Below are 23,642 nucleotides of genomic sequence, written 5' to 3'. Positions count from 1 at the left end.
TATGAGCACAACACTTTTGACCTTCGACCCCCTGACTATATCACTTAACGGCGTTAGTTCCATAGAAGCATCTGCAGGTACTGGGAAAACCTATGGTATTGCTTCAATTTATGCAAGATTAATCGTATTAGAAAATAAACATGTTGACCAAATACTAGTTGTTACTTTCACAAATGCTGCTGTCGCGGAACTCAAACAACGCTTAAGAGATCGATTAATTCAAATTAAACACTCACTATTAGGAAATAATATAAATATAGAACCATTTATAAAACAGTTAATACATGAACTTGAACAACAAAATAGGGATATTCCCAACATTATTCGACATCTAACTGAACAAATAAACCACTTTGATGAAGCAACTATCTACACTATTCATAGTTTTTGCTTAACTGTACTAAAAGATGAGGCTTTTTTAAGTGGTAGCCCATTTAACCTAAGTTTAGTTAGTAATCACGACGAAGTAGTTCGTACTTTCACAGAAGATTTTTTTAGAGAAAATATAACCCCCTGTAATGAAAATAGTTGGTTTTTCTTTATTAACAACATTACACCTGAATCCCTATATATGGAAAATCGTCAATGGTTACAACGTCCCCTTATTCAAAAAAATTTTCTGAATAATTTACAAAAAAAACAATTCCAAAACAATTTATTAAATATACGACAATTATCAAAAAACCTTCACTCTCAACTCAATGAAGATGATATTCAGGCTTTTTTGACCATACTACGAGAAAAAAATGATTTAAGTGGTACTTATTTTAAACTCGGAACCTATGAGACCTTATTTGATATGTTCCGACAATCTCCTCAAAAAATTTTTTCTACTTTATCTAACAATAAATATTTGGATGCTTGTTTGCGCTTTAAACTTAATAACCAAAATTTTCTAAAAAAAACAGCCAACAAACAAAAAATACAAACACTCTTTAGATCATTCCATTGCATTATTTCTCTTGCTGAACAATATAAAAACTATCAAGACAAGAAAGATGAAATGATTGCACAGTGGTATTTGGAGTATATTGATTACATAGATAAACGTCTAGAAGACTATAAAAAACTAACCATTGAACGTAGTTTTAACGATCTATTAATTGACGTCTTATCCATTGTCAATAGCGATACTTCCCATACGAAACAACTAATTGATAACTTAAATCATCAATATCATTATGTATTAATCGATGAATTTCAAGATACGGATCCTGTTCAATATACTATATTTCAAAAGTTATTTATTAATAATGCTACTCCAATCTTTTTTATAGGTGATCCCAAACAATCTATTTATCAATTTCGTGGTGCCGATGTTACTGCCTACCTAAATGCTAAAAAAGATGCCACTCATTTTTATACCATGAATACAAATTATCGCAGTGTGTCTCCTCTTGTAACCTTTATTAATAAATTATTCAATAGCAATAGTAATCCTTTTAAAAATGAAAATATATCCTATAACAACATAACAGCGTATAGAAAAGATCATAAAATAATACAAAAAAATAATACCTTAGCTACATTAACTATTATTAGACTAAATGAAGAATATCAGAATAAAAATAAATTAAGTCAATTAGCCGCCGACGCTAGTGCTAATTATATTGCCCTGTTACTAAATGAATCACAGCAAAATCTCATTCAATATGACAATCGAGTGTTAGAAGCCAAAGACATTGCTATACTGGTTAACACACATATACAAGCTCAGTTAGTATCTAATGCGTTATTAAATAAAAACATTCGCTCTGTCAAATATGAAAAAGAATCTATTTATGATACAGAAGAGGCGCTGATTTTATTAAGTTTATTAAAATTTTCTCGTAACCTTTCTTACCAAGCTCAATCTTTACAAGAAATTGAAATGAATTATCAAGAATTAAATTACCTACTTAGTAGTCAATTTTGGAATGCTGATGCTAAAGAAATTAATGAAATTCAAAATTCTCAAAAGAAATTAGAATACTATCTGCAACAGTTAAAACATTTCTTTATCGTATGGGATGGAAAAGGAATTTATTCTGCATTTCAATTTTTATTTCAATCTATTGGTGTTGAAACTCGACTCATTCAACAAGAGCAAGAAAGATCACTAACTAATTTTAACCAACTTATTGAAATACTATCAGAAAAAGAAATTTCATTTCAAAATCCCAATACCCTCATTAAATGGTTCGAAGACCAGATCCAAAAAAATAATGTACCTTCAGATGAAAACACCTTACGCCTAGAAAGTGATGAGAATTTGGTTAGAATTATCACTATACATGCCTCTAAAGGCTTACAATATCCCATCGTATTTTGTCCTTTTCTCTGGGACTATGCTGAGAAAAAAAATCAAAAACCATTACTAGAACTGGATACCTCATCTGAACATTCAAGCCCACAGTTAACTTATATTAAAAATATAAACAAAGCACCCCAACATGCTGCTCAGGAGGCGATACGCAGACTATATGTTGCCATTACTCGTGCAGAAGAAAAATTAGTTCTATTTACCAACGATGTAGAGCAAGATAAGCTTAATGCTGATAACCCACTTCAATATCTGATTTCTCCTTACTTAAAAGAATCTGAAACCCTCTGGGATGCTTGGCAAAACTGGTATCGAACCAATCGGGACTTAGAAAATATCATTGATTTTCAAGAGAATTTACCTAATCCAACCTTTTTTCAAAATGTACAACTAAACAAGCCATCCTTTATAACAATTCATAAACCAAATTTTCAATACTCTCTATCAGAAAACACTAGTTATAGTCGCATGATTAAAAATTCTCAGTCACCTGATTTATATTCTTCACAAATAGATACACAAGTACTGAAACAAGATTTGACAAATATAAAACCTACCTTAAATATATTCACTTTCCCTAAGGGTTCTGAAACAGGAAATTTATGGCATGAAATATTGGAATTAATTAATTTTCAAGAACCATTATCTGCATATGAACCATTAATAAGAAAAAGAATTATACAATATGGTTTACATGGGTATTATAGAATTGAAGATTTGACAAAAGTTACTTTAGAAATGATTGAAAACACCTTAAAATCTAAATTAAACAAAGAAATTACACTGACTAATTTCTCACCTGACATCAGTAGCAAAGAACTAGAATTCATGTTCTACCAACCCAATGAGGTTACACTAGAAACTATTAATCAATGGTTTAAAAATAATAATTTGGAAAAATTTATTATTCCAGATACTTCTCATCCTCAGGGAAAAATTTATGAAACTTATCTCAGTGGCTTTATTGACTGGGTGGGTTTATATAATGATGAAGATGTGTACATTATTGACTATAAATCAAACTTTATGGGTAATGATTTACAAGACTATACAACGGATCGCCTACTTTCCGAAGTGTTAAAACATGCTTACCAGTTTCAAGCAACTATTTATGCATTAGCTATGCACCGCTATTTTAAATCAATCCAAAAACCTATTAAACATATTTATATTCGATATTTATTCTTAAGGGCAGTTCAAAAAAATTCAAATAAAGGTATATGGAAATGGGACATTGATTATCAAAAAATTGAAGATCTAGAAACCTCTTTAACAGTAAAAGCAACATGACTTTTTAGGCACATAATGTTATATTACTGGACTCTAGGGGATAGAATTAATTAGTTTATTCATAAGGGAATTCACCATGTTTAAAAAACCTGAAGAAATTATTATTGCTATTTTGGGTATTGTTTGGATTATTCTATGCTACTTCATTAACCGTTGGCTAGTTGTCAGTAACGATATTACAGTTCAAATAATTCTCTACAATATTGTTTGGGTGATTACAACCTTTCTGGTATGGAAGAACGAAAAAATCTACCTTACATGGCCCATTTTCTTAGGTCTTTTTGTCACTGCATGGACACCTCTTTTGACATGGTATGCTCAAAAGAGTGCAGGATATGATATCCAAACAGCTAATTTAATGTGTATTCAAATGCCTTGGTTTGCTACTTGGTATGTTAAATTTGGCCTAGTACTGGCTGTTATGTTTATTGGTTACATTATTCTATTAATTAAAAATAGAAAAAAATAATAACCCATTTTATATTTTATAAGGTTTTTATATATGTCAGATGAAAAAAATAAGGCCTTGGCTTCTGCCTTGGCGCAAATTGAAAAACAATTTGGAAAAGGCTCCATCATGAAAATGGATGGATCTCATACCGATGAAAATTTACAGGTTATTTCAACTGGTTCTCTAAGCTTAGACATTGCTCTAGGTGTTGGTGGATTACCTCGTGGTCGCATCGTAGAAATTTATGGCCCCGAGTCATCTGGTAAAACCACTCTATGTTTAGAGTCTATTGCTCAATGTCAGAAAAATGGAGGTACATGTGCATTTATTGATGCCGAAAACGCATTTGATCCTGTATATGCTGGGAAATTGGGGATCAATGTTGCTGATCTATTAATTTCACAACCTGATACTGGGGAGCAAGCACTCGAAATTTGTGATATGTTGGTTCGTTCTGGGAGTGTTGACTTAGTTGTAATCGATTCAGTAGCTGCTCTTGTACCTAAAGCTGAAATTGAAGGCGATATGGGTGATAGTCATATGGGGTTACAGGCAAGATTAATGAGTCAAGCACTGAGAAAACTAACAGGTAATATTAAAAAAACTAATACTCTCGTTATCTTTATTAATCAAATTCGAATGAAAATTGGTGTCATGTTTGGTAACCCTGAAACAACCACTGGTGGTAATGCCTTAAAATTTTACTCTTCTATACGTTTAGATATTCGTCGCATTGGCAATATCAAAAAAGGAGAAGATATATTAGGAAGCGAAACCAAAGTTAAGGTAGTCAAAAACAAAGTTGCCCCTCCATTTAAACAAGCAGAATTTGATATACTATACGGTGAAGGAATTTCTGTAGAGGGAGAATTAGTTGATATAGGTGTTAAAATGGGAATTGTTGAAAAAGCTGGTGCTTGGTATTCTTACAATGGGACTAAAATAGGCCAAGGTAAAGACAATACACGTATTTGGTTAAAAGAAAATCCAGAAATCGCCTATGAAATTGAAATGCAAATCAGGCAGCAAGCAGATGTACTCAATGGTTTTGAAGTTGTTAGTGATGAAACTAACCCTGCTATTCAAAAAGAATAACTTCGTGCATTATAGTAAAAGACTTTTTTACTTACTACAATGTATTTTTCATTTTTCTGAATGCCTATTTTTGAGGTCTACATAATGAGCCGCAGAGTGGGTAATGCTATCTAGGTCATCCTGATTTAATTTTCTAATTTGCTTGACAGGTGAACCTAAATATAAAAAGCCACTCTCTAAAATTTTACCTGGGGGCACTAGAGAACCCGCCCCTATTAAAACATTATCTTCGATCACTGCACCATCTAATACTACACTACTTATCCCAATAAGAACTTTATTCTTAACAGTACACCCGTGTAGCATGACCTGATGTCCGATAGTTACATCATCTCCTATGAATAAAGGATATCCTTTGGGATTATCTTTCGAAGGGGTAGTGACATGCAAAACACAACCATCTTGAATATTGGTGCGGTTTCCTACCACAATATCATTAACATCAGCACGGATAACAGCACCCGGCCATATCGAAGATTCATCTCCTATCCTAACTCTTCCTATCACACAACTAAATTCATCAATATAGATTTCTTTACCTAAAATCGGCTGTATCCCTTGAAATGTCCTGATTGCCATAAGCTCCCTCATTTCCATAATCATCAACTATTCATTCAGTTCTATAATTAGAGACCAGAAATATCCCTCCAAAATAGATTTTAGAATTTTAGCACAAATTATAAAATATATTTTTTAGTCAGTAGAGAGCTCTCTCCACTTACTTGTTAAATATTTAAGGCGGTAACCCACTACATCTAAGCTGAAGCTCACTCCATATATTCAGCTCAGATAGAGCGGTTTACTATCAACATTTGAAATTGTAACATCCGACCTAAACTTGTAGTTTTTGTGTGTTTGGATTTCATCTAATCTGTTACTGAAGTATTTACAATTTTTATTCCAACAAAAATTCAGACTAAAAGCAAAATTGAGTAACAAGACTTTTCATCGACTAATTAAGTATTTTTATGATAGCGTGAGGTCATAAATAAAGTAACTAGCCCACATTAAAATTCATTAGAGTAACCCATTAAGTTTCATTATTATCTTAGCTTAGACTTAATATATTGATTTTGTTAATTAATTTTTTTAACCAATCAACTATGCTGATAATAAGTTTTGTTATCGCTATTCGCAACACAACGTGAGAACGACATTATTGTAAATATATTGGCACCTCTTTTTGAATGTATTGATATCACTTCTTTACAAATAGGGAGTGTTGTTTTTGTGTCAACTATTCCAATATTTTTTTGCTAGTAACATAATTTCATTTACTAGCAAAAAAATTAATGTGAGAATACCATCTGTGCCTGTTAACAGAAAATTATTTGAAAAACAAAATGATAATGAGATAAAGGGCAAAAATAGCCAAAATATCCTTGAATGACAAGGATATTTAGAGTTCGTTTCATGGAAACAAGTTCTCCTACGGATATAATAAGCTAACTTTTCTACACAATAATCTTTATCTGTTTAGCCATAAAATTCTTATGATCTCAAACAAATAGAATAAATTACTTTTAAAGAATAGAGACAATAATAATGGATAATAAACAATCTTATAAGATATTTAATCTCCTCGTAATTACTTGGTTGTTTTGCTAATAAATAATAATAATTAGTAATAGATTTCACCCTGATATCGATATATCATCAATAATTTCTAATATTACTAATAAATTCGAAACTTTGTTTGTGCCAAAAATAAAATATGATGATAGTAAAATTAATCCTAATTTATTGACTCATCAATTAATAGAACTAGATGAGAAAATGAGGGTTACTTCTGTAGAAAATAAAAATAAGGCATTAAATAATATCAATTTCATTTTAAATAAAATAAATCAAGAATGCACGATGCATAATGATGATGACGATGAAAAAATTAATTATGTGAAATGTGCTAACCAATTGGTGATTCAATATTTTCCACACAAGAAATCTATCTCTGTAACCAATTATGCTTTTCAACAAGCTGATTGCGATTTATATGTATATATCCTAATGGATGCATTGGATATGAAAAATGGACCCCATATATTGTCTATGCACCAAGGCATGCCTTTTTATCTTTTAAAAATAAAAATAATGACTTTGTTTTTTGGGAAACAACAGAAAATATTGAAGTTAATTTCAGTAATCCATCTTATGAGTTAAGTCTAAACAACTCTGACTATACTCCGTTTAAAAGAGATATGGCAAAAGATGTTTATGAGTCAATACTATTAGGTGGCCTAATAGCTATTAAAATTAATTCAAAGAATATCAATATTCAACATAGGCTGAACGATTTAATTAAAAAATATCCCAATATTCCTTTTATAAAAAATAAATATTATTACTTTTTAAATGAAAATAAGGTTCAGTTATCATCTGATGATATTAAAAAAATTAAACATGAGCTCATCACAGACTTCCGATCTGTAATAAAAAAGAAATTGTTAATGAAACATTATATTGCTCATGAACAACTAGATGAAGCAAAAAAGCTACTACACTCTATTCCTAGAAAAGATATTAATAATGATAGTGAGCTTACAGAGATATCAAATCAAATTGATATTTTTTACACCCAAACATAATTTTCTGGATGTGACACTACCAACAGTATTCTATTCAATATTCATAATAATGACATTTGTTTTGTTGTTTATTAGAAGAAAATTATTCAAAAAATTAAGTCTATAGTTTTTGCGTAGAGGGATTTGCTAATGATGAAAATGAGTTCAAAAATCTTATAACTCACGTCGAATATGGGTTTTTCATGGTTTGGCCATAATTAGCATCTGGTGGTGGACAGGATGATTTAGTCACATAACCCAATGATTTTATCTAAAAATTTAAGATCATTCTATCTAATAAAATAGGGTTTAATTTACTATTTAGTGTTTTATTCTCAAATAACTATTTTATTTTCTAACTCATTCTTTTACCTGAGGTGTGTACACGTAATTTCTCGTGTGCCAATAGTCTGTTAAAAGCATATTTATTGTTCACGACATAATTGTATAGAACTTTCCCAGTATTCTTTCTTTTAATGCTAGATCTTGATTGTAATAAGTTTTAAATAATACACAGAATAATCAATATCTCTTATTTTATTAGGATATAAATTCACTTAATATTTGAAAAGAAAGAAATAGAGTTATTGGCAACATGAGAATAGTAAGGGCTGGTGATCAAGCGATGATTTTTCAAAATTGGAAGTATTAAGGATTGATGGTTTGGTTTACCCCTAACTTAGCATACTTTCAACTCTATGTTATAACCAAAAAAGGAGAATATTGTAGCTATGGTTATGTAAAGAGACAGTATCTAATGATCAAAAGAAAGTATTACTCAAATATTAAGCACAAATCATAGAGTGATAGCTTGTGAACCACCTAGTTATTGTGTAGAAGACTTAGGAAGTGCACTTATCTCTATAAATTCAACAATATATACAGCACAACAAGGATCCGCTAGATAACTATTCTTTCTCACTTACACCTTATAACGCTATCCTAAAGATGAGATCTTAGAGTAGATATAAAAGAAAACAATCAGTTAGAACTGAAAGCCATTGATATGTAAATGGTGCCCGGAGCCGGAATCGAACCGGCACGGCCGTTTTAAAAGCCGACGGATTTTAAGTCCGTTGTGTCTACCTATTCCACCACCCGGGCTGACACTATTTTTTATGGAGGCGGGAGCTCGGAATCTAACCGGCCTATACGGCTTTGCACACCGTCGCATAAACACTCTGCCATCCCGCCATACTGAGCAAGTATGGAGGCGAAGGTCGGAATCGAACCGGCGTCCACGGCTTTGCAGGCCGCTGCATAACCACTCTGCCACTTCGCCATATTTGCTTGAGTGCTCTTTGTTAAAGTGGAGCGGGAAACGAGTCTCGAACTCGCGACCTCAACCTTGGCAAGGTTGCGCTCTACCAACTGAGCTATTCCCGCACTGCGGTATATACTGGAGCGGGAAACGAGTCTCGAACTCGCGACCTCAACCTTGGCAAGGTTGCGCTCTACCAACTGAGCTATTCCCGCAAACCACCTCGTTTATCTTCAATCATACACCACCAAACATGAAGGATGACATTATATTATAATGAAATTTCATGTCAAGATCATTTTAAGTACGTACTTAAGTATTTTAGAAGGAATTTATTAAAACATTGTTGTTAAATTTAAAAGAGTTTAATGTTATACTCCTCGCTTATAATTATCCTAAGTTAATGAAAGGAAGCAATGGAATCTTGCCAGTTATCCAACTATGGTTCAGTATTGCCACTTATGGCTTATCGTCTGGAAAAAACCAGAGGGGGGATTATCCATTTATTTCGTTCATGTGGCTACCAACTGAGGCTCTCTACTCTTCTCATAGAATGTACCATTTTTTTATTAACCAATAATTACAAGAACTTAATAAAAAAGGCCGTTCGAGTAACCGATAAATTTCAAGGAAATAACTGAGCATGCGTTCCAACATTACCATGCAGATTACACAAACCAGCTCTCACCTATCATCCAATTGCTCTATCCGTGGTTTTTATTATGCTCATTCTACACTGCATACAACCCAATCATTACTTAACACCAGAGTCCCACTAAAAGTTTGGACTCAAATTCTTAGGCATCAAGGTAGAGATACTGATATCGAAGTATTCAAACTAATGCTAGACTGTGTACAAATTATTCCTAGCCACGGAATTATTCTTTCTTTGGATCATATTGATATTTTCAATTCATTATTAAAAGAAACTAACACTAAATATCAACTATTTTACTTAATTAAGCGACTGACAATAAAAGATAGCCAAACAACAACAAAACAGTTAACTCCTTTTCAATTACCTTTAAATGTTAGACAATCCTTTGTTGTATTTAACTCACCACTTGATGATCACCAGGAAGTTATTGAAAACACTAAAGAAGAATTCATACAAACACCTAGAATTCAAACAACTATTCTGGAGTTAGAGAAAATTAGCATTTTTGTTAAAAACTATTTAATCTATATTGACTTATCGTGGATAAGATCCGATCATTACCACACAAGATTATCGTATAGAGTTTATGTAAACGCATGCTCTAACTTCCTAGAAGAAGATCGCTGTGCCAATCTCGAACACTATTCTAAGAAAGCAAGATCTGCAACAGTACTACATCTTGATTTTAAATATTTTTTAAACACCATCCGAGATGAAAAAATTGATAATAATGATATTAAAATCCCTGTTCGTGATTATGAACCAGCAAAAGAAATGACTGAAGAATTAAAAAATAACCAAAAAACAAGTTATCATTGAAATACTAATAATGAAATTCATTAGAGAATTACATGTGATTATAAAATCGAATTTATTAATAACCAATGGGTAATTTAACCCATGTCATTGAACTCAAATAATTGTGGAAAAAAAATTATGTCGAAGAATGTAGTAGTCATTGGTACCCAATGGGGTGATGAAGGAAAAGGAAAAATAGTTGATTTACTAACACCAGATATTGTTGCTGTTGTTAGATTTCAAGGAGGTCATAATGCAGGACATACACTGATCGTAAATGGTAAGAAAACTGTTTTAAGACTAATTCCCTCTGGTATTTTACACACTCATGTTAAATGTTTGATTGGCTCTGGAGTAGTGGTTTCTCCTAAAGATTTATTTAAAGAAATTGAAGAATTAGAAATCGCAGGTGTTAATGTGCGAGAACGTCTAATGATTGCTCCTACCTGTCCACTTATCTTGCCTTATCACATTGCTCTAGATAATGCTAGAGAATCTGCTAGAGGTTCAAAAAAAATTGGCACAACAGGTCGCGGTATTGGCCCTGCATATGAGGATAAGGTTGCCAGAAGAGCATTAAGAATACTAGATTTATTTCAACCCAAATATTTCGCTGAAAAGTTAGAAAATATTCTTGAATTATACAATACACAACTAAAACACTTATACAATGTTGCAAAAATACAGTTTGAGTCTATTTATGATGAAACAATGAATTATGCTGATAAAATTAAACCCTTGATTGGCGATGTATCTAACACATTACATCAATACAACCAACAAGGTAAAAATATTTTATTTGAAGGTGCTCAAGGTTCCCTATTAGATATTGATTATGGAACTTATCCTTATGTCACCTCCTCTAACTGTTTATCCGGTGCCGCAGCCACTGGTGCTGGGGTACCTCCTCACTCCCTCCAATACGTGTTAGGAATTGTTAAAGCTTATACTACACGAGTTGGCTCTGGTCCGTTTCCTACTGAATTATATGACGAAACAGGTGCCTATTTAGCACATAAAGGAAATGAGTTTGGTTCTGTGACCGGTCGTTCGCGTCGTTGTGGCTGGTTTGATGCTACAACACTTAGACGCACAGTTCAGTTAAATGGAATCACTGGACTTTGTATTACAAAATTAGATGTCATGGATGGCTTAGAAGAAATTAAGATTGCTGTTGGTTATGAACTAGATGGACAAAAAATAGATTTATTTCCTTTTGGAGCTCATGCAGTTGAACGATGTATACCAATTTATGAGACTTGGCCTGGTTGGAAAGAAAATACCCTAGGTGTTAAAGATTATGAAAAACTTCCAAAAAATGCTAAAGCATATCTTGCAAGATTATCGGAGTTATGTGGTGTTCCTATTTCAATTATTTCAACTGGGCCTGATAGAGAAGAGACGATTATTCTAAAACACCCTCTAAAGTAAACTACAGGAGTAAACGATTATTGAATCATAAGGAGACATGTATGAAGAAGTCATTATTATTGAGTACTATTATAGTTTTGTCCACTTTTAACAGTATTGCAGAGCCTATCAATGAAGCCGAGTTTTCGGAAACACTCAAATCTCAACAACAGGCTATTGCGCAGAATTGTAAAATGGAACTTACTAAATCGAATTCCAAAGTAGATGCTGCCACTAAAAAAATTATTGATAGTTACTGTACTTGTGTGGCTGAAAATACAAGTTTGAATAAAACTTACGTTAAAAAAATGTTTAATATCGCTAAAAATGCTAGAAGTGAGCAAGAGTATATAAAAAACATAGAGGCCGTTGGGAGTGAAATTAGTCAATTCTGTGAAAAAAAAATATTAAAAACTAATTAATTATATTCCATTGCATAAAAAAACCACGACTTAATCGCGGTTTTTTGTTATGCAATCATATCGCTTTCATTTTAACATTCAATTCGATACATATCTTTTGATATCATTCCTCCAGTTTTGTACATCATATATCATCTTGATAAGGATTTATTCTAAATTATATTCTTCTCTACAACGCTCCATCCGATATTATCACACTTTTTTGCAAGATCTTAAAACGACAATCCCATCAGCTAATCAATAAGTTATATTAATCTGAATGATTAAAAGACAATAAATCCAAAAGCTGGGATGATGCCACTACCCACAAAGAATATACAATGGCTATTTTTATATTCTGTAAAAACCAATCGAAAAAACTTAAACTTCTCTTAGCAATTCGTTGATACCTACTTTAGATAAAGTCTTAGCATCTACTTTTTTAACAATCACAGCACAATATAAGCTATACATTCCATCTGTACTTGGCAAATTACCAGCAACAACAACTGAACCCGCCGGGATCCGTCCATAAGTAATTTCTTTAGTTTCACGATCATATATCTTAGTGGACTGTCCAATATATACCCCCATAGAAATTACGCTACCTTCTTCTACGATCACACCTTCCACAATTTCAGAACGAGCCCCAATAAAACAATTATCTTCAATAATAGTTGGTGATGCTTGCAATGGCTCCAATACTCCTCCAATACCTACACCTCCTGATAAATGTACATTTTTACCAATTTGAGCACAAGAACCTACCGTTGCCCATGTATCCACCATTGTACCTTCATCTACATAAGCACCAATATTTACATAAGAGGGCATCAAAACCACATTTTTACCAATGTATGAGCCTTTTCTTACAACTGCATTAGGGACTACTCTAAATCCTCCTTGGGAAAAACATTTTTTATCCCATTGTGAAAATTTGGTATCCACCTTGTCAAAATAGTGATTCACACCATCCGAACTAACTTCATTATCACGAATTCTGAATGACAATAAGACAGCTTTTTTAACCCATTCATTAACAACCCATTTCTGATCAAGTTTTTCTGCTGTTCTCAACTTACCTTTATCTAATAACTCAATCACTTCAAGAACTGCCTCCTTTAGTTCTGGTTTGACATCATCAGGAGAAATCTCCGATCTATTTTCAAATCCTAGTTCAATAATATTTTGAAGTGACATGCTTATCCTTTCCTACACTAATCTTTTTAACTGAAAATTACTCTAGAATATAACATAAAAACTAGATTCATACTTACTATATCTCACACTAATTTCTGCCTTAAAGAAAACGAGTCTTACAGCAGAACCTGATAAAACAATTATCACAAATATAACTAACTGGAAAAGATTAGTGTCTTACACTTCATCTATCTAGTTCGTGATCGACTACAAGTTTCAGAACGAGAAGTAAAATGATTAATTTTGGTCACACTTCCCCCTCATTCTTTATATTATAGATGAGATAGACTTTTATTTCTTTGTAGTCAGTGCTTCGAACTAACTACTATCCATATTCCATCTAAGTTATTGCTCTGAATACAGGCTTACAGAACGTTTTGTTAAAAAACTAAGGGGATTCATGACCGAACACAACACAATCACTAAATGTAGAATCAGACATGGTGAAAAAAAATAAAATTTTTTTAAAATACAATATAATGAATAAAGTCCTAAAACATTTAAAATATTGAACCCAATAACATTAAATACTTCTGTTTGAAACAAAGTTAACACTAACTTAATTACCTTAATATAATCTACAAATAGAGTCAGAAACACAATGAAATACAGTCAGTTGTAAAGTATTGCAACAACAAGATAAAAAATAAAAAAAACTGACTAACACAGCAACAAGCACGCAATAAAGTTCATGAAAAACAAACTTATACCATACAACTAAAGTGACTAACACAATACAATCAGTAAAGTATATTTCTATGAATGCCTATATACAAAACCAAGTTTATCTAATAACTTTCTTAATAGTTGCGTCACACACTTGAGCCTCTGAGTTGGCTTGACATTGCCCAACCGCCTCACCTAATTTCTGAGCTTGCTCTGGCGTCAACGATTTCATTACTTTAACGATCCCATCCAAATCCATCTTACCAACATCACGAATTTTCAAGTTCTTTTCCCCAGAACATGAGGTAAAAGCAACTAATAACAACCCTAACACTACTTTTTTTTTCATGAATATTCCAATCAACAATTTTATTGCAAATAAAGCTTAAAAAAATTACACACAGACATCACTTAGATATATTATTCCTATTCCTTTGTCACAACCCTAATTCTAGAATTGATTCGATAACTACCCATAATCAACTTTAAAAACTATGATAATATCAGCGACTTCTACCTACTGTAAAGTGATCCTACATCCAATAATCATATATTATTTTGTTCATCAAAGCACATCGTCATGTCATACAAACAGTTTCAGTCCCATCCAAAAGGATGTGAATAACTGGTGTATTTAATTCCACTAGCTCACTTTAGATAATTCCTGTTACTAAACCGTTACTGATAATCCCATTATTATGGTTGTTTCACAGCTGATCAAATTTGCGAATACACTATTACATAACACAATAAAGAACACCAAGATTGATAATTATCCTTATATCTCCAGCCTACACAATCTGAATACTTAAAACGAAACTAAATAAGGTTAAAATAATATATTATTCAATCTCAATTCATCCCGTCACAAGGTCAATCAAACCATCCCAAACTAGCACACAAACCACCCCCTAAGCCACCCCAGCCGAATAAATAACCCCGTACACAGCGAACCATCCCCCTTCAAACACAGTTCATTGAAAACACATGAACAACTATTTAAGGTAACACGTCATGTACAATATTAATACGTATTTATTTAATAACTTCTTTGATTTTTTTATTACAAACCTCAGCTACGGCATCAGCCTGACAATCAGCAATCGCTTGTGTCACTTTCCTAGCTTGTTCCGGCGTCAAAGACTTAGTTACTGTTTCAATTTCACCAAGCTCCATTTTACTTATATCGCCAATTTTTGTATTTTTTCCACCAGAACATGCAGCTAAAGAAATAGTCACCAAAGTTAAAAATAATACTTTTTTCATTGCCAAATCTCCCTTAGGTAATAAAATACTTATAAAATTTACACATCGCTCCCTCATTCTAGCATTTTAATATTATTATTAAAATATTGAATACAAACCTAATACATAAATTTTACTGTTTTTGTGCTATTTGTTACCACATTCTATTTTTTTCTCACACCTTTTCATGTACAAAATCAAGTATTGTCTTCACAATTTTCATTGACATTTTTTTAAATATTAATGATAATTGATATCATTAATATTTATTTAAGATAATTATGGTAATCTGTTTATGTAGCCAAATTACTGATCACCAGTTAAAAGAAAGTATCAAAAATGGGATCACTACTATAAATGGCTTGCAACAAGAGTTGAGTATAGGTCAAAACTGTGGGTGTTGCGTTGCAACTGCTAGAAAATACATCGACGAATATACAATAAAAAAATCGTAACAACCGTCAATTTGAATAATTGGCTTTCGTTTTTATTTACGTTCTGAAAACTTAGCTAACTCCTCGTTGTTCTACTGATTTTTTCCTATCTTTGTGTCTATATCCTTATTTTTTGAACACTAATCACTTGTAATTATTGTTAAATATAGTAACATGATCAATTTTCTGCGTATATAATTTCATGAACCAACACTTATTTGATCAGTTACATTTATGGCATCCATATAGTTCAATCATACATCCAATTCCTACTTATATGGTTAAAAAGGCATATGGTTGTATTATAGAACTTGAGTCTGGAAAGCAATTAATTGATGGTATGTCTTCATGGTGGTGTGCTATACATGGTTATAATCACCCCAATCTTAATCAAGCTGCTATAGAACAACTAAAAAAAATGTCCCATATTATGTTTGGTGGATTAACCCACGAGGCTGGCATTAAACTAGGAAAGTTATTACTCCAAATTACACCACCCTCTCTTGACATTATTTTTTATGCCGACTCTGGTTCAGTGGCTGTTGAAATTGCACTTAAAATGGCTATTCAATATTGGAGAGGAAAGCAAAATCTAACGAAAAATAATTTTGCCACCATTAAAAGTGGATATCATGGAGACACTTGGAATGCAATGTCCGTATGTGACCCTAACACTGGAATGCATTCACTTTTTAATGATTTCTTACCTCAACGCTATTTTCTACCTCAACCTCAATCAAAATTCAACCATACATGGGATGCTGAAGATATTAAACCTGTACAATCTTTTTTTGAAAAATACCATCATCACTTAGCTGGGTTTATCATAGAGCCCATTGTGCAAGGTGCTGGTGGAATGTATTTTTATCATCCCCAATATTTAAAAGAGTTAAGAAAACTATGTAATGAATATCATATTTTACTAATATTTGATGAAATTGCTACTGGTTTTGCAAGAACAGGTCAATTATTCGCATGGGAACATGCAAAGGTAGAACCAGACATTATGTGCATAGGCAAAGGCTTAACGGGTGGTTATATAACTCTTTCTGCCACCTTAACTACACGAGAAATTGCAGAAAATATTTGTAATAGTGAGGCTGGTGCTCTAATGCATGGCCCTACATTTATGGCTAATCCTTTAGCCTGTCACGTTGCTTATACTTCAACCCAATTACTCCTTTCACAAAATTGGCAAAACAATATTCAACGTATTGAGAAAATATTGAATAAAGAACTAGCTCCTGCTCTTAATTTACCTTTTGTTAAAGAAGTAAGAATTTTAGGTGCGATTGGTGTTATAGAATTAGAATATCCAGTTAACCTCATTCACTTACAAGAAAAAATTATTAATGCTAATATTTGGATACGACCTTTTAGGAATTTAATATATACAATGCCTCCTTACATTATCACTGATGAAGAACTAACTTTTTTAGCTAAAAATATACTTAATATTATTAAGCAAATAACCACAAAAGATTTAATTATTCAAGAGTAATAGAAAATGCAACATGGAATTTATTTTATCACTGGCATTGATACGAACATAGGAAAAACAATTGCAACTGGATTAATTGCCAAAAATCTTTTGTTTTCGGGTCAAAACGTTATTACACAAAAATTGGTACAAACGGGTAATCAAAAGTTTTCTGAAGATGTCCTAACACACCGAAAATTAATGAACATTCCACTACAGCCAGTTGATCTGTCAAAAACCACGATGCCGGAAATATATAGTTATCCTGCCTCTCCTCATTTAGCTGCAAAAATAGACAAACGCCCTATTAATTTTGAAAAATTAAACTCAGCCACTAAAAAGCTCAAACAAGAATACGATATTGTATTAATAGAAGGTGCTGGGGGAATAATGGTTCCTTTCACCGAAGATTATTTAACTTTAGATTACATCAAAAAAAATCAATATCCTATTATTTTGGTTACCAATGGAAAATTAGGTAGTCTTAATCATACTCTTCTAAACTTACATTTATTTCAAACAGAAAACATCAGTCTATATGCCATAGCCTACAACCACCACTCATCTAATACTAATAGTGTCATCGAGAATGACACCATACAATACTTGCAAAGATATTTAAGTAAGTATTTTCCCAATACCACATGGATTGATATTCCCAATTACGAAAGTATTAACATCTAGAGAAAATAAATATAATTTCTCACTAACCCTTACAAGATATTCAGTAATTGATAAATATTCTGCTCGGTTACGTTCGTATTTAGGGAAATTCTTAATCTTTCTGTTCCTTTTGGTACTGTCGGAAAGCGTATTGGCAAAACATAAAAACCAGATCTTACAAGTGTTTCAGATTTTTCTAGTACTTTATAATTATTGCCAATAATTACAGGCACAATATGAGAATCGGACACTTGTGGATAACCTTTTTTTTCTAGTCCATCTCTAAGCAATTGAGCAATATAACTTAAGTATTCTCTTTCTTTGTCTAATTTAGGTATTTTTTCAAGAATAAAATGACTCCAAGCAATATTAATAGGAGGTAAAGCCGTGGTAAAAATAAAAGATCTCATATGGTTGATTAAATAATCTTTAACAATTGACTGGCAAATTAAATAACCACCAACAGAATAAAGTGCCTTTCCAAAAGTTCCTACCAAAAAATCAATATTATCAATGCATTCATATTCTTCTGCACATCCTAAACCATTTTTTCCACGTACACCTATTGCATGCGCTTCATCAACATAAAGAATGACTTTAGGGTATCGCTTTTTAATTGCTGTTAATTCTTTTAAGTTACACTCATCACCATCCATACTGAAAATACTTTCTGTCACAACCAATACAGTTGAAAAATCACACTGATACTGTTCAATCAACTGTTCTAGTTGTACAAGATCATTGTGCTTGTACTTGATTAACTTTCCTTTTCTAGATAAACGAATACCATCAATAATACTGGCATGATTGAATTCATCAGAAAATATAATAGTATCCATATCACTGATGGCAGGAATAATACCAGTATTCATATGAAACCCACTACTAAATACTAAGGCTGAAGGTGCCCTGAATAACTCACATAGATAGGACTCCAACTCTAAAAACCATGTATTATTACCAGTTAATAACCGAGATGAACTACTAGAATATAAAGGGATTCGACAGTCTAATGTACTAATAAATTCCTCCTGCAGCTCAAAAGAATTAGCAAGCCCTAAATAATCATTCCCAGATAAATTAATCAATGAGTTATTAGTTTCATTGTCTTGACAAATATTCAATAATCGTCTTTTATTGCCAGATAACTCTAATATTTCCAATTTATCTGCTAAACCCTGGTAGAATGCCATATACCGTCCTTATAGAATAGAATTCTGTCTAATAAAATGATAAAATGCTAAGCCGTCATAACGATTAACACAAGATAATTTTAATAGCCTTAAAAAGAAAAAATACTACAGCGGAGATATTCTTCCTATTAACTAGAAATAAAAATTGATTGATTCTAAAACATCACAAAAAGATAATCATAGCCCTTGATGATTGCCATTGTCTTTATTTCACCGAAAATGAACACACAAAAAATTTATTAATAACCTAAACAGTAAGGTAGAAATTTGATATACTTGAATAAATTTGATTGCAATAAGAAATAACAAGTACTTACAAATGATAAATAGTTAAGAGTATTTTACGAATTTATAGACCACAACACTCTATCGTTAATTGATTTTGATTACCCCACTGGATATGGTTATCTTTTGTAGAAAATTCTGTAAAAACAATACAACTAGTTAAAAAATTACTAAAAATTAATACTATCAAAAACCCACTAATGAATAGTACTTTTATCTATATAATTTTCTGTAAATAATTTTGTAACCCAAGATCTTTCAAAAGATTAATTTCTGTTGTTAAATCATCAATATATTCTTCACTTTTATCTAAATGCCCAACCAGTATCTTCCTAGAAACAAAATCTTGTTCTTTTTCACATAATAATATTGTTTCTTGCAAAGTAGAACGTATTTCCTCTTCCAGTTTCAAATCACACTGTAAAATTTCTTCGACACTTTGACCTATGAATAACTTGCCTAACTTTTGTAAATTTGGTAATCCTTCTAATAAAAATATTCTTTGTATTAAATCATCAGACATTTTCATTACTGTAATAGAACGATGATACACCTTAGAACCTAATGACTCATAACCCAAATGTTTCAGCATTCTTGCATGTAAAAAGTATTGATTGATTGCAACTAAATCAACCCCAACATTGGCATTTAAAGCAGTTAATATTTCCCTTGAAATTTTCATTTAACCCCCTATTTGATATTGCTTTGTAAATAATTTTTTAAGCCCATTTCATCAATCAATCTTAATTGTTGTTCTAACCAGTAAGCATGATCTTCTTCTGTATCTAGTAATTGTTGAACTAAAATTTCTCTGGTAATAAAATCGTTCTCTTGCTCACAAAGTGTAATACCTTTTTTGAGATTCTCTCTAACCTTTAACTCAATATCCAAATCTGCTCTTAACATACTAGGTACATCATGTCCAATATGCAAAGCTTCCGGTACCACTTTAGGCGTTCCTTGCAATAAGAGAATACGGGCAATAAACTGGCGAGCATGTTCTGCTTCATCGCTCATTTCATGGTGAATTTTAGTATAAAGTTTTTCATAACCCCAGTCCCTATACATCTCAGAATGTATAAAATACTGATCTCTTGCCATTAATTCCCCTGCTAACAATTTATTTAAGCAATCTACTACTTTTTGATTTCCTTTCACTGATATCCTCCTATCAAATAATTATTCCTTGTTTCCCCATCTAGAAGACTTTTTCATCTTTTTATCCAATACTTCACTCTTAAAGTAACAATTAATTACTGTGGATAAGGATATCCCAATATATACCATTAATCAATTTATTTTTTATATTAAATACTTGATTTAATTAAATTTTATTGAATGATAACAATTATCATATTTTTTAAAATAGAAATCTAATTAAAATAAAGTATTTATCAAATAAAAAGAGACGCCTATCGGCGTCTCTTTTTATTCACCAAAATTTAATTCTATTTTTTATCATCTACTTCTTCAAAATCAGCATCGACCACATTGTCATCACCACTAGAAGAATTTGAACCAGAAGATGATTGAGAATTATTAGCACTTGCGTTACTAGCAGCAGCACTTTCCTGCTGTGCTTTAGCATACATAATTTCACCTAATTTTTGACTAACACGCGCTAATTCTTCTTTTGCACTATCAATACGTGCTTTATCTTCTGATTTGACCGCTTCTTCTGCAGCATTAATAGCTGTTTGAATTTTTTCTACTTCTGCAGTATCCACTTCACTACCATAATCAGCTAAAGATTTTTTAACTGAATAAATTAATGCCTCTGCCTGATTACGTGATTGAATAACTTCTGTTAATTTTCTGTCTTCTTCAGCATTGGCTTGTGCATCCTTAATCATACGATCAATTTCTTCATCGGATAACCCACTAGAAGCTTGAATAGTAATTTTATTTTCTTTACCTGTTCCTTTATCCTTGGCAGAAACATGCAAAATACCATTCGCATCAATATCAAAAGTTACTTCAATTTGAGGCATACCACGAGGAGCAGGTGGAATATCAGTTAAGTTAAACTGACCTAAACTCTTGTTAGCAGAAGCTCTTTCTCTTTCACCTTGTAATACGTGAATAGTAACTGCATTTTGATTATCTTCAGCTGTCGAGAAAACTTGAGAGTGCTTAGTTGGAATAGTAGTATTCTTCTCAATTAACTTAGTCATGACACCACCCAACGTTTCAATTCCCAATGACAGAGGTGTTACATCCAATAATAACACGTCTGTCCTATCACCTGACAACACTGCACCTTGAATAGCAGCACCAGCTGCCACCGCCTCATCAGGATTAACGTCTTTACGTGGCTCTTTACCAAAGAAATCTTTCACTGTTTCTTGAACTTTTGGCATACGTGTCTGACCACCAACCAAAATGACATCATCAATATCACTTAAACTCAGATTTGCATCTTTCAATGCAATTTTACATGGTTCAATTGTTCTTTGAATCAAATCATCAACCAAACTCTCAAATTTAGCACGCGTAATATTCATCTCTAAGTGTTTAGGTCCACTCGCATCGGATGTGATATAAGGCAGACTAATACTTGTTTGTTGTGCACTGGACAACTCAATCTTAGCTTTTTCTGCTGCTTCTTTTAGTCTCTGCAAAGCCATAACATCCTGCTTTAAGTCGATACCAGTATCTTTTCTATACTCAGAACTAATATAGTCTATCAAACGTTGATCAAAATCTTCACCTCCCAAGAATGTATCCCCGTTAGTAGCTAAAACCTCAAATTGTTTTTCACCATCTACATCTGCAATTTCAATAATGGAAACATCAAATGTACCACCACCTAAATCATATACAGCAATCTTAGAATCACCAGTACCACTCTTATCCATACCAAAAGCTAAAGCTGCCGCAGTTGGTTCATTAATAATACGTTTAACTTCTAATCCTGCAATTTTACCTGCATCTTTGGTTGCCTGACGTTGACTGTCATTAAAATAAGCTGGAACAGTAATAACTGCTTCAGTTACTGGATGCCCAAAATAATCCTCTGCTGATTTTTTCAATTTTCTTAAAATTTCAGCTGATACTTGAGGAGGGGACAATTCTTTACCTTGTGCTTTTACCCAAGCATCTGTATTGCTTGCCTTGATAATTTCATAAGGCACAGATTCGATATCCCTTTGTACTTCTTTATCATCAAATTTACGACCAATCAAACGTTTAACTGCATAAATTGTGTTTTTAGCATTGGTCACAGCTTGTCTTTTTGCTGGTGCTCCAACTAAAATTTCACCACCATCTACATAACCGATTATAGAAGGGGTGGTTCTCGCACCTTCAGCATTCTCAATAATTTTTGTTTGTCCATTTTCAGAAACTGCCAAACATGAGTTGGTTGTTCCCAAGTCAATACCTATTACTTTAGCCATAATTCACTCCCAAAATTTAAATTTAAAATATTTTTATTTGTACTTGTTACTAAGGTTTGGTCTAAGGTGATTTTTTTCAATAGTCAATCGAAAAATTATTCTGCAGAAGCAACAATCACCATGGCAGGTCTTAGAACTCTATCATTCATTTCATAACCTTTTTGTAAAACTTTAATAACTGTATTAGGTTCCTCTTCAGATTTCTCTGTACCCACAGCATTATGTTTATTAGGATCAAATACCTCACCCAATGAATTAATTTCTTTAATAAAAACAGATTCAAAAGCTGAATCTAACTGTTTTAAGGTTAACTCAACCCCTTTTTGAAGAGTTTCAAAATGATTGCTTTCATCCATCAAAGCCATCTCTAAATAATCTTTAATAGGTAACATCTCTTTTGCAAACCTAGTTGATGCATATTTATAAGCATCATCTAACTCATTCTTATGCCTGCGTTGCAAATTCTGAATATTTGCCAAAGATCTTATTTCCTCATCTTTTATTTGTTGTTGCAAATCTAAAATCTGTTCATTGAGTTTAATGATTTGACTATTTAATTCGTTAATCTGTTGCTGTGGCTCTTCTTCCTCATCTATAAAAGAGTGAGTCACTTGCTCTTGGTTATTTTTTAAACTTTCATTATTGCTTTCTACATCTAGCTCATTAGCCTCAAGACCTGCTCTTTCCCAATCTACATCTTGTTTATTTTCTTTACTCATAAATAATTTCCCTTAATAAAAATACAACTCTGTAACTCGATCAAGATATAAGGTCTATTTTTTTATTTTCAAGTTCTGCCCTTTCGTTTATTTATTTTTGATACAATCAATCATCACTAGAATTACTGT

The 23,642-nt window shown here is 32.3% G+C and carries 20 protein-coding genes and 5 tRNA genes; 11 read left to right on the top strand and 14 right to left on the bottom strand.

Annotation, left to right across the window (positions count from 1 at the left end; translation table 11 throughout):
* The first annotated feature begins 1 nt into the window (after position 1).
* The 3 genes from recB to recA all read left to right on the top strand — a co-directional run bounded on the left by recB (position 2) and on the right by recA (position 5,138).
* Entirely contained in the window at positions 2-3,592 is a 3,591-nt protein-coding gene (recB, locus tag GKC53_06235; GenBank protein ID QRN41692.1) for an exodeoxyribonuclease V subunit beta, read from the top strand.
* Between the two features lie 76 nt (positions 3,593-3,668).
* Positions 3,669-4,061 carry a hypothetical protein gene (locus tag GKC53_06230; protein ID QRN41691.1) on the top strand — a complete coding sequence of 131 codons (393 nt, stop codon included), beginning with the start codon at positions 3,669-3,671 and terminating at the stop codon, positions 4,059-4,061.
* 33 nt (positions 4,062-4,094) lie between these two features.
* Positions 4,095-5,138 (top strand): recombinase RecA, encoded by a 1,044-nt coding sequence (gene recA, locus GKC53_06225; GenBank protein QRN41690.1) that lies wholly within the window; start codon positions 4,095-4,097, stop codon positions 5,136-5,138.
* A 48-nt stretch (positions 5,139-5,186) separates the two neighbouring features.
* Here the strand turns inward: recA and GKC53_06220 are convergent, their stop codons facing one another.
* On the bottom strand, positions 5,187-5,717 hold the full coding sequence (locus GKC53_06220) for a gamma carbonic anhydrase family protein (GenBank protein ID QRN41689.1): 531 nt from the start codon (positions 5,715-5,717) through the stop codon (positions 5,187-5,189).
* Positions 5,718-6,836: 1,119 nt separating this feature from the next.
* Here GKC53_06220 and GKC53_06215 point away from each other — a divergent pair.
* Together GKC53_06215 and GKC53_06210 are read left to right on the top strand one after the other, a co-directional pair.
* Positions 6,837-7,298 carry a hypothetical protein gene (locus GKC53_06215; GenBank protein QRN41688.1) on the top strand — a complete coding sequence of 154 codons (462 nt, stop codon included), beginning with the start codon at positions 6,837-6,839 and terminating at the stop codon, positions 7,296-7,298.
* 38 nt (positions 7,299-7,336) lie between these two features.
* On the top strand, positions 7,337-7,723 hold the full coding sequence (locus tag GKC53_06210) for a hypothetical protein (protein QRN41687.1): 387 nt from the start codon (positions 7,337-7,339) through the stop codon (positions 7,721-7,723).
* A 992-nt stretch (positions 7,724-8,715) separates the two neighbouring features.
* On the opposite strand, the gene GKC53_06205 is transcribed toward GKC53_06210, so the two are convergent.
* From GKC53_06205 to GKC53_06185, 5 genes are all read right to left on the bottom strand, one after another.
* Positions 8,716-8,806 (bottom strand) — tRNA-Leu (locus tag GKC53_06205).
* Between the two features lie 15 nt (positions 8,807-8,821).
* Positions 8,822-8,896, bottom strand: a tRNA-Cys gene (locus GKC53_06200).
* A 14-nt stretch (positions 8,897-8,910) separates the two neighbouring features.
* A tRNA-Cys gene (locus GKC53_06195) sits at positions 8,911-8,984 on the bottom strand.
* 28 nt (positions 8,985-9,012) lie between these two features.
* A tRNA-Gly gene (locus GKC53_06190) sits at positions 9,013-9,088 on the bottom strand.
* Between the two features lie 14 nt (positions 9,089-9,102).
* Positions 9,103-9,178 (bottom strand) — tRNA-Gly (locus GKC53_06185).
* 428 nt (positions 9,179-9,606) lie between these two features.
* Here GKC53_06185 and GKC53_06180 point away from each other — a divergent pair.
* The 3 genes from GKC53_06180 to GKC53_06170 all read left to right on the top strand — a co-directional run bounded on the left by GKC53_06180 (position 9,607) and on the right by GKC53_06170 (position 12,251).
* Positions 9,607-10,440, top strand: coding sequence for a hypothetical protein (locus GKC53_06180; GenBank protein QRN41686.1), 834 nt, complete (start codon positions 9,607-9,609; stop codon positions 10,438-10,440).
* A 117-nt stretch (positions 10,441-10,557) separates the two neighbouring features.
* Positions 10,558-11,850 carry an adenylosuccinate synthase gene (locus GKC53_06175; protein ID QRN41685.1) on the top strand — a complete coding sequence of 431 codons (1,293 nt, stop codon included), beginning with the start codon at positions 10,558-10,560 and terminating at the stop codon, positions 11,848-11,850.
* Between the two features lie 41 nt (positions 11,851-11,891).
* On the top strand, positions 11,892-12,251 hold the full coding sequence (locus GKC53_06170; protein QRN41684.1) for a hypothetical protein: 360 nt from the start codon (positions 11,892-11,894) through the stop codon (positions 12,249-12,251).
* Positions 12,252-12,611: 360 nt separating this feature from the next.
* On the opposite strand, the gene dapD is transcribed toward GKC53_06170, so the two are convergent.
* The 3 genes from dapD to GKC53_06155 form a co-directional block, all read right to left on the bottom strand.
* Positions 12,612-13,430, bottom strand: a complete 819-nt coding sequence (dapD, locus tag GKC53_06165; protein ID QRN41683.1) for a 2,3,4,5-tetrahydropyridine-2,6-dicarboxylate N-succinyltransferase — start codon at positions 13,428-13,430, stop codon at positions 12,612-12,614.
* Positions 13,431-14,214: 784 nt separating this feature from the next.
* Positions 14,215-14,445 carry a hypothetical protein gene (locus GKC53_06160; GenBank protein QRN41682.1) on the bottom strand — a complete coding sequence of 77 codons (231 nt, stop codon included), beginning with the start codon at positions 14,443-14,445 and terminating at the stop codon, positions 14,215-14,217.
* A 686-nt stretch (positions 14,446-15,131) separates the two neighbouring features.
* A complete protein-coding gene (locus GKC53_06155) occupies positions 15,132-15,362 on the bottom strand; it encodes a hypothetical protein (protein ID QRN41681.1) in 231 nt (76 codons plus the stop codon).
* 260 nt (positions 15,363-15,622) lie between these two features.
* Here GKC53_06155 and GKC53_06150 point away from each other — a divergent pair, with 260 nt between their 5' ends.
* The 3 genes from GKC53_06150 to bioD all read left to right on the top strand — a co-directional run bounded on the left by GKC53_06150 (position 15,623) and on the right by bioD (position 17,939).
* Entirely contained in the window at positions 15,623-15,796 is a 174-nt protein-coding gene (locus GKC53_06150) for a hypothetical protein (protein ID QRN41680.1), read from the top strand.
* A 181-nt stretch (positions 15,797-15,977) separates the two neighbouring features.
* On the top strand, positions 15,978-17,276 hold the full coding sequence (gene bioA / locus GKC53_06145) for an adenosylmethionine--8-amino-7-oxononanoate transaminase (GenBank protein QRN41679.1): 1,299 nt from the start codon (positions 15,978-15,980) through the stop codon (positions 17,274-17,276).
* Between the two features lie 6 nt (positions 17,277-17,282).
* Positions 17,283-17,939, top strand: coding sequence for an ATP-dependent dethiobiotin synthetase BioD (gene bioD, locus GKC53_06140; protein ID QRN41678.1), 657 nt, complete (start codon positions 17,283-17,285; stop codon positions 17,937-17,939).
* Positions 17,940-17,968: 29 nt separating this feature from the next.
* On the opposite strand, the gene GKC53_06135 is transcribed toward bioD, so the two are convergent.
* From GKC53_06135 to grpE, 5 genes are all read right to left on the bottom strand, one after another.
* On the bottom strand, positions 17,969-19,111 hold the full coding sequence (locus tag GKC53_06135; GenBank protein ID QRN41677.1) for an aminotransferase class I/II-fold pyridoxal phosphate-dependent enzyme: 1,143 nt from the start codon (positions 19,109-19,111) through the stop codon (positions 17,969-17,971).
* A gap of 502 nt (positions 19,112-19,613) precedes the next feature.
* A complete protein-coding gene (bfr, locus tag GKC53_06130) occupies positions 19,614-20,078 on the bottom strand; it encodes a bacterioferritin (protein ID QRN41676.1) in 465 nt (154 codons plus the stop codon).
* Positions 20,079-20,086: 8 nt separating this feature from the next.
* On the bottom strand, positions 20,087-20,554 hold the full coding sequence (gene bfr, locus GKC53_06125; GenBank protein QRN41675.1) for a bacterioferritin: 468 nt from the start codon (positions 20,552-20,554) through the stop codon (positions 20,087-20,089).
* 290 nt (positions 20,555-20,844) lie between these two features.
* Complete coding sequence (gene dnaK, locus GKC53_06120) at positions 20,845-22,794, bottom strand: molecular chaperone DnaK (GenBank protein QRN41674.1); 1,950 nt, start codon at positions 22,792-22,794, stop codon at positions 20,845-20,847.
* A gap of 95 nt (positions 22,795-22,889) precedes the next feature.
* A complete protein-coding gene (grpE, locus tag GKC53_06115) occupies positions 22,890-23,513 on the bottom strand; it encodes a nucleotide exchange factor GrpE (GenBank protein ID QRN41673.1) in 624 nt (207 codons plus the stop codon).
* Between the last annotated feature and the right edge of the window lie 129 nt (positions 23,514-23,642).

The sequence above is a fragment of the Neisseriaceae bacterium genome (assembly GCA_016864895.1).
Classification (GTDB): domain Bacteria; phylum Pseudomonadota; class Gammaproteobacteria; order Burkholderiales; family Neisseriaceae; genus QFNR01.
Note: the sequence above shows the minus strand (reverse complement) of the source record. Positions and strands in the feature narration are given on the sequence as shown.

Excerpts from the sequence above, each read along its gene's own strand:
- GKC53_06175 (QRN41685.1), top strand. The coding sequence starts at position 10,558 with ATGTCGAAGAATGTAGTAGTCATTGGTACCCAATGGGGTGATGAAGGA.
- dapD (QRN41683.1), bottom strand. The coding sequence starts at position 13,430 with ATGTCACTTCAAAATATTATTGAACTAGGATTTGAAAATAGATCGGAG.
- GKC53_06180 (QRN41686.1), top strand. The coding sequence starts at position 9,607 with ATGCGTTCCAACATTACCATGCAGATTACACAAACCAGCTCTCACCTA.
- GKC53_06135 (QRN41677.1), bottom strand. The coding sequence starts at position 19,111 with ATGGCATTCTACCAGGGTTTAGCAGATAAATTGGAAATATTAGAGTTA.
- bioA (QRN41679.1), top strand. The coding sequence starts at position 15,978 with ATGAACCAACACTTATTTGATCAGTTACATTTATGGCATCCATATAGT.
- GKC53_06210 (QRN41687.1), top strand. The coding sequence starts at position 7,337 with ATGGCAAAAGATGTTTATGAGTCAATACTATTAGGTGGCCTAATAGCT.
- grpE (QRN41673.1), bottom strand. The coding sequence starts at position 23,513 with ATGAGTAAAGAAAATAAACAAGATGTAGATTGGGAAAGAGCAGGTCTT.
- GKC53_06220 (QRN41689.1), bottom strand. The coding sequence starts at position 5,717 with ATGGCAATCAGGACATTTCAAGGGATACAGCCGATTTTAGGTAAAGAA.
- bfr (QRN41676.1), bottom strand. The coding sequence starts at position 20,078 with ATGAAAATTTCAAGGGAAATATTAACTGCTTTAAATGCCAATGTTGGG.
- GKC53_06230 (QRN41691.1), top strand. The coding sequence starts at position 3,669 with ATGTTTAAAAAACCTGAAGAAATTATTATTGCTATTTTGGGTATTGTT.
- GKC53_06160 (QRN41682.1), bottom strand. The coding sequence starts at position 14,445 with ATGAAAAAAAAAGTAGTGTTAGGGTTGTTATTAGTTGCTTTTACCTCA.
- recB (QRN41692.1), top strand. The coding sequence starts at position 2 with ATGAGCACAACACTTTTGACCTTCGACCCCCTGACTATATCACTTAAC.
- GKC53_06155 (QRN41681.1), bottom strand. The coding sequence starts at position 15,362 with ATGAAAAAAGTATTATTTTTAACTTTGGTGACTATTTCTTTAGCTGCA.
- recA (QRN41690.1), top strand. The coding sequence starts at position 4,095 with ATGTCAGATGAAAAAAATAAGGCCTTGGCTTCTGCCTTGGCGCAAATT.
- bioD (QRN41678.1), top strand. The coding sequence starts at position 17,283 with ATGCAACATGGAATTTATTTTATCACTGGCATTGATACGAACATAGGA.
- GKC53_06150 (QRN41680.1), top strand. The coding sequence starts at position 15,623 with ATGGTAATCTGTTTATGTAGCCAAATTACTGATCACCAGTTAAAAGAA.
- GKC53_06170 (QRN41684.1), top strand. The coding sequence starts at position 11,892 with ATGAAGAAGTCATTATTATTGAGTACTATTATAGTTTTGTCCACTTTT.
- dnaK (QRN41674.1), bottom strand. The coding sequence starts at position 22,794 with ATGGCTAAAGTAATAGGTATTGACTTGGGAACAACCAACTCATGTTTG.